Annotated in this window: 14 protein-coding genes; 7 read left to right on the top strand and 7 right to left on the bottom strand. The window is 63.8% G+C overall.

Annotated elements, in window-relative coordinates:
• The first annotated feature begins 1 nt into the window (after nucleotide 1).
• The 3 genes from ACQPYM_RS14385 to ACQPYM_RS14395 are packed head-to-tail and all read left to right on the top strand — an operon-like array spanning nucleotide 2 to nucleotide 2,645.
• Nucleotides 2-1,012, top strand: coding sequence for a DNA-processing protein DprA (locus ACQPYM_RS14385; RefSeq protein WP_433020615.1), 1,011 nt, complete (start codon nucleotides 2-4; stop codon nucleotides 1,010-1,012).
• Nucleotides 982-1,563 carry an HAD family hydrolase gene (locus ACQPYM_RS14390; RefSeq protein WP_433020618.1) on the top strand — a complete coding sequence of 194 codons (582 nt, stop codon included), beginning with the start codon at nucleotides 982-984 and terminating at the stop codon, nucleotides 1,561-1,563. Before ACQPYM_RS14385 ends, ACQPYM_RS14390 begins: the two co-directional genes overlap by 31 nt.
• Complete coding sequence (locus tag ACQPYM_RS14395; protein WP_433020621.1) at nucleotides 1,560-2,645, top strand: ComF family protein; 1,086 nt, start codon at nucleotides 1,560-1,562, stop codon at nucleotides 2,643-2,645. The genes ACQPYM_RS14390 and ACQPYM_RS14395 overlap by 4 nt, the downstream gene beginning before the upstream one ends.
• A gap of 25 nt (nucleotides 2,646-2,670) precedes the next feature.
• On the opposite strand, the gene ACQPYM_RS14400 is transcribed toward ACQPYM_RS14395, so the two are convergent.
• Together ACQPYM_RS14400 and ACQPYM_RS14405 are read right to left on the bottom strand one after the other, a co-directional pair.
• Entirely contained in the window at nucleotides 2,671-3,045 is a 375-nt protein-coding gene (locus ACQPYM_RS14400) for a helix-turn-helix domain-containing protein (protein ID WP_433020624.1), read from the bottom strand.
• Nucleotides 3,046-3,484: 439 nt separating this feature from the next.
• Nucleotides 3,485-3,916 carry a hypothetical protein gene (locus tag ACQPYM_RS14405; protein ID WP_433020627.1) on the bottom strand — a complete coding sequence of 144 codons (432 nt, stop codon included), beginning with the start codon at nucleotides 3,914-3,916 and terminating at the stop codon, nucleotides 3,485-3,487.
• A gap of 602 nt (nucleotides 3,917-4,518) precedes the next feature.
• Between ACQPYM_RS14405 and ACQPYM_RS14410 the strand changes: the two genes are divergently transcribed.
• Nucleotides 4,519-4,941: a peptidoglycan-binding protein gene (locus ACQPYM_RS14410; protein ID WP_433020630.1), complete on the top strand. Its 423-nt coding sequence runs from the start codon at nucleotides 4,519-4,521 to the stop codon at nucleotides 4,939-4,941.
• A gap of 108 nt (nucleotides 4,942-5,049) precedes the next feature.
• Here the strand turns inward: ACQPYM_RS14410 and ACQPYM_RS14415 are convergent, their stop codons facing one another.
• The 3 genes from ACQPYM_RS14415 to qcrB form a co-directional block, all read right to left on the bottom strand.
• Nucleotides 5,050-5,505 (bottom strand): hypothetical protein, encoded by a 456-nt coding sequence (locus tag ACQPYM_RS14415; protein WP_433020633.1) that lies wholly within the window; start codon nucleotides 5,503-5,505, stop codon nucleotides 5,050-5,052.
• A 143-nt stretch (nucleotides 5,506-5,648) separates the two neighbouring features.
• Nucleotides 5,649-6,602 (bottom strand): cyclase family protein, encoded by a 954-nt coding sequence (locus ACQPYM_RS14420; RefSeq protein WP_433020635.1) that lies wholly within the window; start codon nucleotides 6,600-6,602, stop codon nucleotides 5,649-5,651.
• A 36-nt stretch (nucleotides 6,603-6,638) separates the two neighbouring features.
• A complete protein-coding gene (gene qcrB, locus ACQPYM_RS14425) occupies nucleotides 6,639-8,021 on the bottom strand; it encodes a cytochrome bc1 complex cytochrome b subunit (protein ID WP_433020637.1) in 1,383 nt (460 codons plus the stop codon).
• A gap of 213 nt (nucleotides 8,022-8,234) precedes the next feature.
• Here qcrB and ACQPYM_RS14430 point away from each other — a divergent pair, with 213 nt between their 5' ends.
• Together ACQPYM_RS14430 and ACQPYM_RS14435 are read left to right on the top strand one after the other, a co-directional pair.
• A complete protein-coding gene (locus ACQPYM_RS14430; protein ID WP_433020639.1) occupies nucleotides 8,235-8,816 on the top strand; it encodes a DinB family protein in 582 nt (193 codons plus the stop codon).
• 58 nt (nucleotides 8,817-8,874) lie between these two features.
• Nucleotides 8,875-9,795, top strand: a complete 921-nt coding sequence (locus ACQPYM_RS14435) for an alpha/beta fold hydrolase (RefSeq protein ID WP_433020640.1) — start codon at nucleotides 8,875-8,877, stop codon at nucleotides 9,793-9,795.
• Nucleotides 9,796-9,814: 19 nt separating this feature from the next.
• Here ACQPYM_RS14435 and ACQPYM_RS14440 read toward each other — a convergent pair whose 3' ends face one another.
• Nucleotides 9,815-10,174: a winged helix-turn-helix transcriptional regulator gene (locus tag ACQPYM_RS14440; RefSeq protein ID WP_433020642.1), complete on the bottom strand. Its 360-nt coding sequence runs from the start codon at nucleotides 10,172-10,174 to the stop codon at nucleotides 9,815-9,817.
• 99 nt (nucleotides 10,175-10,273) lie between these two features.
• Between ACQPYM_RS14440 and ACQPYM_RS14445 the strand changes: the two genes are divergently transcribed.
• The gene (locus tag ACQPYM_RS14445) at nucleotides 10,274-10,897 is read left to right on the top strand and encodes an NAD(P)-dependent oxidoreductase (RefSeq protein ID WP_433020644.1); all 624 of its coding nucleotides are present in this window, start codon (nucleotides 10,274-10,276) and stop codon (nucleotides 10,895-10,897) included.
• Nucleotides 10,898-10,934: 37 nt separating this feature from the next.
• Here ACQPYM_RS14445 and ACQPYM_RS14450 read toward each other — a convergent pair whose 3' ends face one another.
• A complete protein-coding gene (locus tag ACQPYM_RS14450) occupies nucleotides 10,935-11,975 on the bottom strand; it encodes a LacI family DNA-binding transcriptional regulator (RefSeq protein ID WP_433020646.1) in 1,041 nt (346 codons plus the stop codon).
• Nucleotides 11,976-12,026 lie beyond the last annotated feature (51 nt).

The following is a 12,026-nucleotide window of genomic DNA, read 5'->3' on the forward strand; positions in this document are numbered from 1 at the left end:
GGTGATCCTGCACGATTCTTCTCATCTGTTTACCGCTGTCCCTGCTGGCTGGCATGATGGCACGGTGGAAACATCACTTTCGTTGCCGCCGATAGGGATCTTGGCTGCCACCTACGCCCTAGAGGCGATCAAGGGCTTCGGTCCCCAGAAGTTCCGTGAGCTGCGAGACCAGGGATTGACCGCGCCTCAGGTACTGGCAGAGCCTTCCCGGCTCCCCACCGCTGGCAAAAGAGGTGACCTCTTTCGATCCGAAATTGCGCGCATCGGAGAGAAGGAGATGAGTGAATTCTACGATCGTGCAAGTCGTCAACTGGAACGAGCGCATCAAAATCGATCGCATATCCTTTTGTATGGCGACGAGGGCTACCCGAAGAATCTTTGGCAATCGAACAATCCAGTGCCGGTTTTGTTTGTGCGCGGGAACCTAGAGATCCTCCGCAATACGAAAGTCGTCGCCTGTGTGGGCTCCAGGGGTATCGAAGGGCAATATAAGGATCGCCAGCATGACTTCGCCATGTTTGCCGCGAAAGCTGGTTGGGTGGTTGCGTCTGGTTTCGCGATGGGAGCCGACTCTGTGGCGCATCGCGGTGCTTACGAGGCGCGCGGCGCCACCGTTTGCGTGATGCCTAGTGGATTAGATAGGCCGTTTCCTCCCGAGAATAAGAGCCTTTGGGCCGAGTTCATCGAATATCCGCGCGCGGTGATGGTGAGCGAGTTTCCCTTCGGGACCCCAGCGGCCAGCCTGACTCTGCGCAAGAGGAACAAGACCATTGTTGGTCTCGCTCGAGGAGTGTTGATCGGGCAGTCATCCTATAAAGGTGGCGCCATGAATGCCTATCGGTTCGCCCGAGAGCAGCGAAAACCCACGGCTTCGTTCAAACCTGATGGGCGTGAGGGGACGTCAGGCAATCAGGCAATTATCGAAGATGGCGGAGGAAGAGAGTTCGCAGTTGACCATCCAGATGAACGAGCGTGGGGCGCATGGCTGGACGAGTTGTCTTACTTGACCTAGACGGCACGATTTGGGACAGCGCACCTTGGTATGAGGGTCTGGCGAACCTCTCTACCTTGTCTATCCCAGCTGGCCTCAATGCGGCGAAGATGCTCAAGGCGAAGGGGTATACCGAGGCGCGTTTGCGGCGTGCGCTGGGCGATGGGGTAATTGGCCCCGAGCTCTATTCCGGGGTCGAAGAGGCTCTTGATGAGGTCAGGCGAGGTGGAGCACTTCTAGGGGCTGTCACGAACCTGCCGGGCTGGATGGTGCGACCTATGTTGGAGGGGACCGGTTTGACCAGGTACATGGACGCTGTGGTGGATTATGGCGCTACTAGAAAACACAAGCCGAACCCTGAGCCGCTGCTTGCAGCCCTCGATCTTCTGGGGTGCGATGCCGAAGAATCGTGGTATATAGGGGACCACCCAGACGACGCCCTCGCGGCGACAGCAGCGGGTATGCAGTTTGCGTGGGCATCGTGGGGGTACAGCGAAAATCCGCCAAAGGAGCCCGTCCAGATCCTCACTGACCCCGCGGACATCGCATCTTTGGTTCGTGATTCATCGTGAAGTACGTTTATAAAATTTATTCGGGATACGACGGGTTCACGCCAAAGCGTATCGCCGAGCGGCTCCAAGACGGTAAGACGCTCAAGCTCGTATGGAAGCGCTATATCGATGCTGTAGAAGTCGGCGATGAAATCTGGGTCTACTTTCATGGGCAGCACCGGTTCGAGAACGGTGTGTACGTAAAGGGGATCGCGGAGGCTGTACTTTATGACGACGATGCCGTTCTCCTGCGGGTACAAAAATTCTCGTCAGATAAGCCGCTGACTGACGCCGCCACATCTCACAAAGTCTCGGTCGTTGTCGCTCGACGATTTCAGCAGGTGTTCGTGCTCCCTGAAGAGCTCGACACGGCTCCCGTCTGTGATATGACCACGTTAGCTTCGTCGTGCGCGGCACGCCTTTGCGGATCCTGCCCGACATGGAAAACTTTGACCGGAGTGAATCGTCAGATTCTACGGACTCCAAAGCGTCTCGCGGGTCGCGTGGAAGCATTTGCGCCAGCATTTTGGGTAGTGCCAAAGCGGTCGTTTCTCTATCACGGGTATCGAGTGATAAAGAAGGGCGTCCTGCGCTCCTCGGAGCTTTTCTCGCGATTCAAGACTGGGGAAAAGGCGCTCGCCTACCCTCTGGGCCTCGGGATGCAGAAGGCGCTCGTGCGCGTGAAGGAGTTGGACTTCGACGCGATCGTCCCGGTTCCGCTGTCGCCCGATAAGAAGGCGGCTGGTGAAGTCGATAGGACTGGCCTGCTTGCAGAGGAGTTGAGTCTTCTCTTAGGCGTGCCGGTTCGACGATGGCTAAGTCTGTCTAAGCCGATTTCAAAACGCAAACTTCGCAACGGGCTGGGCTTCACGGCTTCAGAGTTCGAGATCCGATATGCGGCCACCCTAGTCGTGGATCCTGCCTTTCATGGTGTACAAAAAGTACTTCTCGTAGATGACGTCTGTACCGAGGGAAGCACGTTGAGGATCTGTGCGGCCGCGATACGCTCGATCAGCCCATCCGTTGTGATAGTGGCCGCAACTGCCGGCCAGATGGCTGTCCGCTACGCGGTAACCGACGAAACTTCACTGATTGTGCCGTGACGTCCATGCTCCCGCGGATTAATAATCATGGCCTGCCGTGCGTGTCCCTCATCTTCACGCCTCGCCGCTGTAGCGCCTTATAGATCGTGGAGTGATCCCGTCCGAGACGTTTGCCTACCTCGGCAAGCGATAGCCCGGTCGAGTAGAGCCGCTCCGCCTCACTGGCGTCGGCCTCGCTCATCCTCGGTAGCCGAAGTACGACTCCCGCGCTACGCAGGGCATCTAACACACTCTTCTTCGACACCCCGAACAACTCACCGACTCGTCGGCTGGACGAGCCGGCCTGGTAAAGCTCGACCATCTTCAAGACGGTCTGTTCATCCAGACGATCCTCGATCCGGAGCACGGCACGTCTCACCGGTGCGGTGTATGTTGTCCGAGGTGAATCACTCTCTGCCATCTCCGTTACTTTGCGTAGCGCGTTAAGGAGATGTGTCTGGTTTGAGTAACGCCCTAGGACCTCCACCGCAGGTCAGAGGCTCTTTCCCAGCTAGGGAAAGAGCCTCTTTTCATGACCTGAGTGTCTAATTGAGTGACTACCGGTTCTGAGGCAACAGTCCGTCGGTCGCTTCGGCTCCCTCGGTGAGCACCGGCCGGAGCTGGTGGCGGTAGACGGTCTCAGTCACCTGAGTGCTCTTGTGGCCGACAAGCAACGGATCTTCTCGACGCCGAGCCGGCCTTGCTGAGCGGCGAGACGAAGCTGTGCCGCATCTCGCGCGGCGTCCATTTCCGCACTGTTCAGGCCGGGTGTCCGGTCCACCACGCGCCGGGCTTCCAATGACTCTGGACCGTGCGACGGGACGCCAAGTGATTTCCTGATCACACACGAGCGAGCTGGTTCAGGGACCTGAGAGCCCGCTCGCCCGGAATACCCACTCGTGACCTGTGCATGGGATGGCATCGGCCTGCTTGGGGGTCACAAAACCTCCCCCGACGTACACCTCGTCGCCCAACCGGGCGGCTGTCTGCCCCATGGCGTCAATCAAGGCAACCTCGCCGTCACGGATCGCGATGCTCCAGCCTGTCGGCCAAGCGACGTCGACGAGCTGGTAACTGGGCTCAAAGCGCACCCGGTGCTGGCCGTCGACGACTGGGGTGCTGGCTTCCATACGAACTACCAAGCAGTGTGTCGAGGGGTCGACCTCTAGTGTTCCGATCAACTGAGCCTGCAGGTCGATGGCCGGTGTTGCACGCTGAATCGTGAGGCCGGGTAATTGACCACCAGCATGCTGTCGCGGGTCCCATCGGTCGCTCGGGTAGGGCGGGGTCATGTAGGGACGATAGGCGCCCCGCGACTCGGGAGGTAGGGAATCTGTGGGTCTACGTTGAGATGCGAGCCAGTGTTAGGTGATCGGCTGCTGCGGAAGCTCCACCAAAAGCAACCAGGCCGGTCTCTCTAGAGACCAGCCTTTCGCTTGCAGCCCGTCGTACCCCATTCGCCCTCCGCCCGTCGCTCCTACGTCGCTCCCAGCTCCGGCCGCTCCCACCCACCCGTGTGGGGCGCCCCTGCGTCGCGCTGACTGCCCACGCGGGCCAGCCCTCCGTCGAGAGGTAGCCGAAGCCGTCAAATGCGTGAGTGGCAGCGAGCGATCCCGCTGCGTGGCCTGACGCAACGGGCAGAACTCTGCGCGAGAGGTTCTGTCAGTTCGACAGGCACCTTGGCCGTCGCTGGCTTCGAGGAGCGGCGTGGTACGGGTGCGGTACGGGCAGTGGGTTGTCGTTGGGGGTTCGTAGGGTCGGCATTTTGCAACTACACGTCTGCCATGTTCGGAAGGAATGCATTATGAAACGTGCCTTTATGGGGCTCCGTCTTCGCGTTGGGGTGTTGGGGGCTCTGGCTGTTCTCGCCGGCTCGGGTTTGACGGCCAGTCCGATGATGGCTGCGCCGGCGCACGCGGCGTACGGCACCTGTAACACCACCTCGTGGCGGGACGTGCCTACTCTCGGCGGGACGAGCAACGAGTACAAGATCCCGGCCCGGGTGGGCAACGGCATCTCGTGCTACATGGGTTACCTGCAGGGCTCCGAGGCGGCGGTCGAGGCGCTCCAGCAGGCCATCGTGATCTGCTACCCCGGCACCTGGGCCAGCTCGAAGGTCCACAGCTCCGGTGGCGTCGACGGGGTCTACGGCGGCGGCATGGTCGCGGCCGTCGAATGGCTGCAGAAGAACAGGCTCAACCTGGCCAGCACCGCCGACGGCGTCTACGGCCCGGAGACGCGGAGTCGTATGCGGTGGCCGCACTACTACGACCGTGGGGCGCTCCTGATCAGCTGCACCAACCCGTCGACGTTGTGAGAGAGCTGGCTGGTCACGCCCGGGGACGTGACCAGCCAGCCGTCCTCGGAGCAAGGTGACCCGCACGGCTATCGCAGGAGGTTGCCGACGGCATCGGGAATGCTGCCCCTAGTCGCCGGAGTGGCCCCAAAAAGTGATCTCAGTGGGATTGCCGTGTTCGTCATACAGGACGGCGCAGCGACCAACCCAACGGGCTCGAGGCAGCTTGTCATCGAGCTCGGCAGTATCGGTTCGGGTTGGTCGATCCGTACCGATTGCAGCTCGAACCTCATCGGCGGTAGCCGGAACGATCGTGCCCTGGTCGTACCAGTCCCGCGGCCGGTCAGGGTCGACCACTCGGTCGACATCAAGGATGGAGTGCGTCCCCTCCTCGCGAACGTACTCGTCTTCGAACAGCTGCTCCAGCCGCGCAGGCCGGGGTGAGCGGTTGGCAGGCGAGAGATGCTCGCTGTCCCCGTACCACCAGTACTTGCCAGTGGAGAACACCTGCTGCCGCAGGTCCTGCAGAGCTTGGTTGAGATCCTCCTGGTAAGGAACGAAGTATCTCCACTCTGACGCACCCATACACGACTCCCTGCTAGCTCGACGGCAACCTGAGCAACGCAGCGCGACACTACAGGCCGGAGTTCATGCCGGTAGATCCTCCGTCCCTCGTACGGGGGCTCCCGCGAACCATCCACATTGCGGCTAGTTGCAAAGCAGTGAGGTTAGAAGGTGGCGATGGGGTTGACTGGGCTGCCTGAAGTGCCGGTGAGGCGGATTGGGGCGACTGTGAGCTGGAAGTCCCACTGGCCGAGTTCGGTGGCTGTGGTCGCGCATTGCTCTAGGTCGCAGTTGTCGAGCATCCAGAGGCCCATTGCTACGAGGCTTACGGCGTGGACCGGCATCAAGATTTCGTCGTACCCCGAGGGTTGGACGTCTTGAGGGGTGTCGGCGGCGATGAGGGCGACCTTGCGTTCGTGTAGCCACGGTAGGCAGGAGGCGTGCCAGCCGGCTTGGGCGAAGCCGCCGGTGGCGCCCGCCTCGTGTCTGGCGCGGCCGTAGCCGGTTCGTAGGAGTACGGCGTCGCCGGGTTGCACGCGTACGCCCTGTTGGCGTTCGGCTTCCTCGAGGTCTTCGGGGAACACGGCTTGCCCTGTTTCCAGCCAGGGGACATCGCGGACCTTTGCGATGTCGAGCAGGACGCCCCGCGTGATGATTCCGTTCGCCGCCGCCGTGACGGCTGCCCATGCTGATCCGGCCTCGGGGTCGACCAGTGAATGCGAGCGGCCGTTGTACATCTTGCCGTCCCAGAAGATGTGGCACGGCGAATCTAGGTGGGTGATCGTGTTGCCGTGGAACATGATGCCGAGCCGCTCGTTCGAGAAGCCCCAGTGATGATCGTGGCGGAAGGCAGCTGGCATGTGCTCGGCGCCCGGCATGTCAACGGCGCGGGGGCACGAGGTGGTCGACCGCTCCATCTCTTCCGGTACGGCGATGTCCCAAGCGCACGAGACGCTCTTGCCATGGCGGACCGCTCCTGCCGCCGCGAGCCGGACCTCGTCGGTGATGTGATTCAACGTCCCGAGCTCGTCGTCGTCACCCCACCGGCCCCAGTTCGACAACGTGTCGAAGTACCCGAGCACGTCGTCCTGCGTGGGCACCGATCGCCCTTCCGGCATTTCAACACCAGCTCCTCCGCCTTGAGGATTCCTATGTTATTCAGTGCCTTTCTGGGTTGCGTGGGGGACTAGTTGGCGGCGGCGGTAGGGGTTGAGTTGGCGGTGTTGTTCGATGTAGCCGCCGTTTGGGAGGCGGAGTACCTGGCCGGTTTCTATGCCGTGGAGGGCGAGTTGGGTGTCCCGGTTCTGGAGGCCGAGGCAGATGCGGCGGGTCACGAACAGTGCGGCGGGTGGGCCCAGGATCAGGAGGACCTGGAAGAAGCGTAGGAGGGAGTTGACTGAGAGGTTGAAGAGGATGGCCATGGTGTCGGCGCCGGCTGCGGCCCAGAGGGTGCCGTAGAAGGTGATGCCGGCTGCTCCGAGGCCGGTTCGGGTTGGGTTGTTGCGGGGGCGCTCTAGGAGGTGGTGGTCGCGGCGGTCGCGGGTCAGGCGTTCCTCTAGGAAGGGGTAGACGGCGACTAGGGCTAGGAAGAGGGTGCAGGCGGCTACCGGTAGCAGGATTGCGAGGCTGAATGTTCTGCCCCATAAGACGAATTCCCAGCCGGGGGCTAGGCGGAGTGAGCCGTCTAGGAAGGCGAGGTACCAGGCGGGGCCGACGCCGGCGGAGGCATTTGCCGGGTCTGCGGGGCCGTAGAGCCAGACCGGGTTGATGGTTGCCGTTGCGGCCATCAGGAGTGAGACGCCCGCGACCAAGCAGAACAGGCCGGCACTCTTGACTGCGGCAACTCTCGCTGACCGGCCGACCACGTTGTTTTCCGTACGGCCGGGGCCGGCGTACTGCGCGGGCTTTTGCCTGAGCGCCAAGACGGCGCCGACAGCGAAGAGGATGACCAGAACAAGTGGCAGGACGATGACGTGCAGTGGGTAGAACCACGTGATCACGTTGCCGGGGAACTCGCCGCCGAAGAGCAGTGCCGAGATTTCGGGGCCGACGAAGGGGGTCGCCTGGAGGACGCCGTCGAGTACGGCGAGGCTTGTGCCGGATGCCATGTCGTCCGGGAGTGAGGTGCCGGTGAGGGCTGCGCCCAGCATGACGACGAGCAGTCCGAAGACGACGAGCCAGTTCAGGCGCCGCGGCCGGCGGAAGCCGGCGGTGAAGAACAGCCGCAACAGGTGCAGCGTGATCGCCGCCATCATGATCAGCGTGGACCAGTGATGGAGCTGTCGCATCAGCAGGCCGCCGCGGACCTCGAACGAGATCGCCATGGTCGAATCGAGTGCCCGTGACATCTCCACGCCGCGCAGCGGCGCGTACGGTCCGTCGTACACGACCGCGTCGACCGACGGTTCGTAGTACGCGGTCAGTACTACGCCGCTGAGCACGATCATGATGAAGCTGTAGAAGGCGATCTGGCCGAACAGCAACGACCAGTGGTCGGGGAAGACCCTCGCTCGCAGGTTGCTCCATGGACGGTGCATGACGACCCTCCTCGATCATTTCCGAGCGGCCGCGATCCGCGGTCATTCATACGACCCCGCAGCCGTCGCGGCTGTGACATCTCGTGGCGCACATCACGCCCCGCCCCGTCCGGGTAAGCTCCCGGCTCCGGCGACTGAGTGCTGCGCTCGCAGGGCGACGGGCCGGTACTACGCGCCCGCGGTGGCGACGGGATTCGTGGCAGGCTGCGGCGGGTGATTGATGACTTCGCCAAGGAGTACCTGCACGATTCGCTGAGATGGGTTCGGGAGGGGCTGCTCTCGAAACTCGACGGGCTGTCGGAGTACGACGTCCGGCGGCCGCTGACCGCGACGGGGACGAACCTTCTCGGGCTGGTCAAGCATTTGTCGGTGACGGAGGCGCGGTACTTCGGTGAGGTCTTCGATCGGCCGTCGCCTTGGCCGCTGCCGCGGTGGGACAGTGATGATGCCTGGAGCGGTGCCGACATGTGGGCCGCGGAGCATCAAACTCGGGCGGAGATCTTGGATCGCTATCAGTTGGCGCAAAAGTTCACCGACGCGACGGTCGAGGCGCTCTCGATCGACGCGGCCGGTCATGTGCCGTGGTGGCCGCGGCCCGACGTGAAGTTGTTCAACATCATGGTTCACCTGGTTGCGGAGACCAACAGGCACGCTGGGCACGCCGACATCCTGCGTGAGCAGCTCGATGGGGTCGTGGGTAGCGGCAAGGTGCTGCACGGGGAGGACGCGGCGTACTGGGCAGGTCGGCGCGCGACGATCGAGCAAGCCGCCCGGACGGCATCGAACAACCAGTAGGAAGGTGCGCCCGGGTGAGGGCGGCTGCGGTGGACTGTTGGTCGTGTAGACCGGACGGATGGTTCTTCCTCGCGAGGTTGTGGCGCCGGTGATGGTCGAGGTTCGGCCAGGGCATCGGCTGGCGGTTCGGCGGCGTGGGGAAGGTGGTGTGCCGCTGCTGTTGCTGCATGGCTTTCCCTGTACGAGCCGCATCTGGTCGCACAACCTCGGTCCGCTGGCCGAGCAGGGATTTGATGTTGTCGCCCCGGATCTTCGCGGGTACGGCGATTCCGACTTCGCGCCGGACGACTTCTACGACCTCAACGCGTTCGGCACGGACCTGATCGGTTTGTTCGACCAGTTCGGGTGGCAGCGCGTGGTCGTCGCCGGGCACGACCTGGGCGCGATGATCGCCGTCGACCTGGCCAATCGCCACCCTGACCGGGTGGATCGACTGGTGATCCTGGACGACTCGATGCCTGATCTGGCCGAGACGTTCGCGGCGGCCGGTATCCCGCCGACGCGGCCCAAGCCGGCCGTCTACGACTATCACCGGCTGCAGGGCAACCACGCCGAGGCTCTGGTTGCCGACCTGAGTACGCCCGAGCAACGCAGGCGCTACATCGGTGACTTCTACGGGCATCGCATGTGGTGTCCGCCCGATGCCTTCGACGAGGCTGATCTTGCCTTCCTGACCGAGCCGTACGGGGATGCGGCTCGGTTGCGGGCCTCATTCGCGGACTACGAGATCGTCATGGGTACCCGGCCGCTGTCCGCTCCGGAGATGCTCGACAGGCCGGTCCGGCAGCGGGTCTTCCTGATGATCGGGGCTGATCAGGTCACCTTGGGCGACCACGTGGAGGAGCGGTGCGCGATCGCACTCCCCGAAGCGGTCGGCCCGTTCTGGGTGAAGGGTGCCGGCCACTTCATGCCCTGGGAGCGGCCGGAGCTGGTCAACCGGGCTATCCGCTCCTTCTGCGGCGACCTGCTGCGGACCTGAACCGCCTGCCGACCTTGTGTCAGGAGGTGGGTTGCTCTTGGGCGTCGAGTAGCTCGTCCCAGTGCCTGGCGGCCCAGGCGCAGGCAGCGTTCAGGGGCTCCAGGAGGGTTCGGCCGAGTGGGGTGAGGGCGTACTCGACTTGTTGACCGTGTGCTGTCCGTACTACGAACCCGTCCCGCTCCAGCGTGCGGAGTGAGTGTGTGAGCCCCTTCGGGGTGACGCGGTGGAGCGGGACCCGGAGTTCGGAGAAGCGGCGAGGGCCGGCTTCGAGGCAGCGCAGTACGAGGGCTGCCCACTTGTCGCCGAAACGGAAGGGCAGCAGCGTGGACGGGCACAGCTCGTCGAACATGTCGGGAGGCAGCGGCTGCCGGTGCGTCATGAGTGTCTCCTCGTCGTGCCCTGGTTTGGGTATCCAGTGGGATACCGCCCTCGTGGATACCTTTCGGGCAACACCGGATGAGAGAAAGGCATTCCAGCGATGGGCAAGTTCGTGATTTTCGGGGCCGGCGGCCGGGCCGGGACGCAGGCGGTTGCTGAGGCGCGCCGACGTGGGCATGAGGTCACTGCGGTGGTGCGGGATCCGTCTCGCTACAGCGGCGTCGTGGACGGAGTACAGGTCGTTGCTGGGGACGTCACCGATGCTGCGGACGTTGCTTCCCTTGCGGTTGGACACGACGCGGCGATCAATGCGGCGGTGCTGATCACGCCGGACACGTTCTTCACCAGCGCGGCGCATGCCCTCGTCAAAGGCCTGCAGCAGGCCGGGGTGAACCGCCTCGTCGCGGTCGGCCTCGCATCGCTGCTCTCGGGCGCCGACGGCACCCGCCTGCTCGACGCGCCTGATTTCCCGGCCGAGTTCCGGCCGTTCTGTCTCGGCCATGCGGCAGGGCTGGAGGTACTACGAACTGACGGCGGCGCGCTGGACTGGGTCTACATCAGCCCAGCCGGCGACTTCGACCACGACGGCGAGCGCTCCGGCCGCTACGCAATCCGCGACCACGGCGACATGACGCTCCGCATCTCCTACGCCGACTTCGCCATCGCCCTCCTCGACGAGTCCGAACCCCCCCAACACCACCACAACCACCTCGCCGTGACCTGAGATTCTGAATCCTTGGGGCCGTGGTGCAGCAGTTCGTTTAAGGGTGGGGGTGTGGGGGTGGGGCTACTGATTCTCGGTGGACTACCTGGTTGAGGGTGTGGGTGGTGGTGGGTGGGGCTGGTTCGCCGCGGACGGCGGCGATCAGGTGGAGGATTGCGTCGCGGCCTTGGGCTTCGCGGTCGACGATGACGGTGGACAGGGACGGGGTGGCGAAGCGGGCGATTTCGTCGTCGTCCCAGCCGAAGACGCTGAGGTCGTCGGGTACGCGCCAGCCGCGTGAGAACGCGCCCCGGATGGCGCCCATCGCCAGCACGTCGTTGGCCGCGATCACCGCGGTCACGCCGCAGTCGTCGGGCAGGGCGGCCACGGCGTCGTACCCGGCCTGCGCTGACCAGTCGGTGTCGACGACGCCGTACGAGCGGAGGCCGAGTCGTGCGATCGCTTCCAGGTAGACGAGCTTGCGATTGCGGGCCGATGCGAACGTCTGGGGGCCGGCCAGGTGGAAGAAGGTCCGGTGGGCGAGGCCGGCCAGGTGCTCGATGATCTCGCTCACCGCCGAGCCGTCGGCCAGTTCGCCGAGGCTGTGCATCTCCTCGTCGTAGGTGCCGCTGACCAGCACCGGTACGCGCGCACCAGCCGGTACGTCGGCCGGCGCCAGCGACAGGATGCCGTCGACCTGACCTGAATCGGCCAGGTCGGCGATCCGCTGCGCGCGCTGCTCGGCGCCGCCTTCCGCGGTGACGATGTCGAGCTGGTACCCGTGCTCGTGCGCGATCGCCGACGCGGCCAGAACGAGCCGGTGCGGGAAGTACTGCGTCGAGGACAGGATCACGGCCAGCCGGTTGGTCCGCCGGGTCCGCATCGACCGGGCCATCAGGTTCGGCCGGTAGTCGAGCGCCTTGACCGCGGAGTCGATCCGCAGCCGGGTGGCCGGCTTCATCCCGCCGTCCTGGCGCAGATAGCGGGAGACGGTCTGGTGCGAGACGCCGGCCAGCTTCGCCACTTGATGGATGGTCGCGCGCCGCGGCGCGTCCGCCTGGGTCACAGCCGCCTCCTCGAAGAAATCAGGATCGTTCACTCTCAGTGCCTCGAAAGTACCCCCTTCCAGGCTGTTGACACGAAAGTGATC

The organism is Kribbella sp. CA-294648, assembly GCF_050943845.1.
Lineage (GTDB): Bacteria > Actinomycetota > Actinomycetes > Propionibacteriales > Kribbellaceae > Kribbella.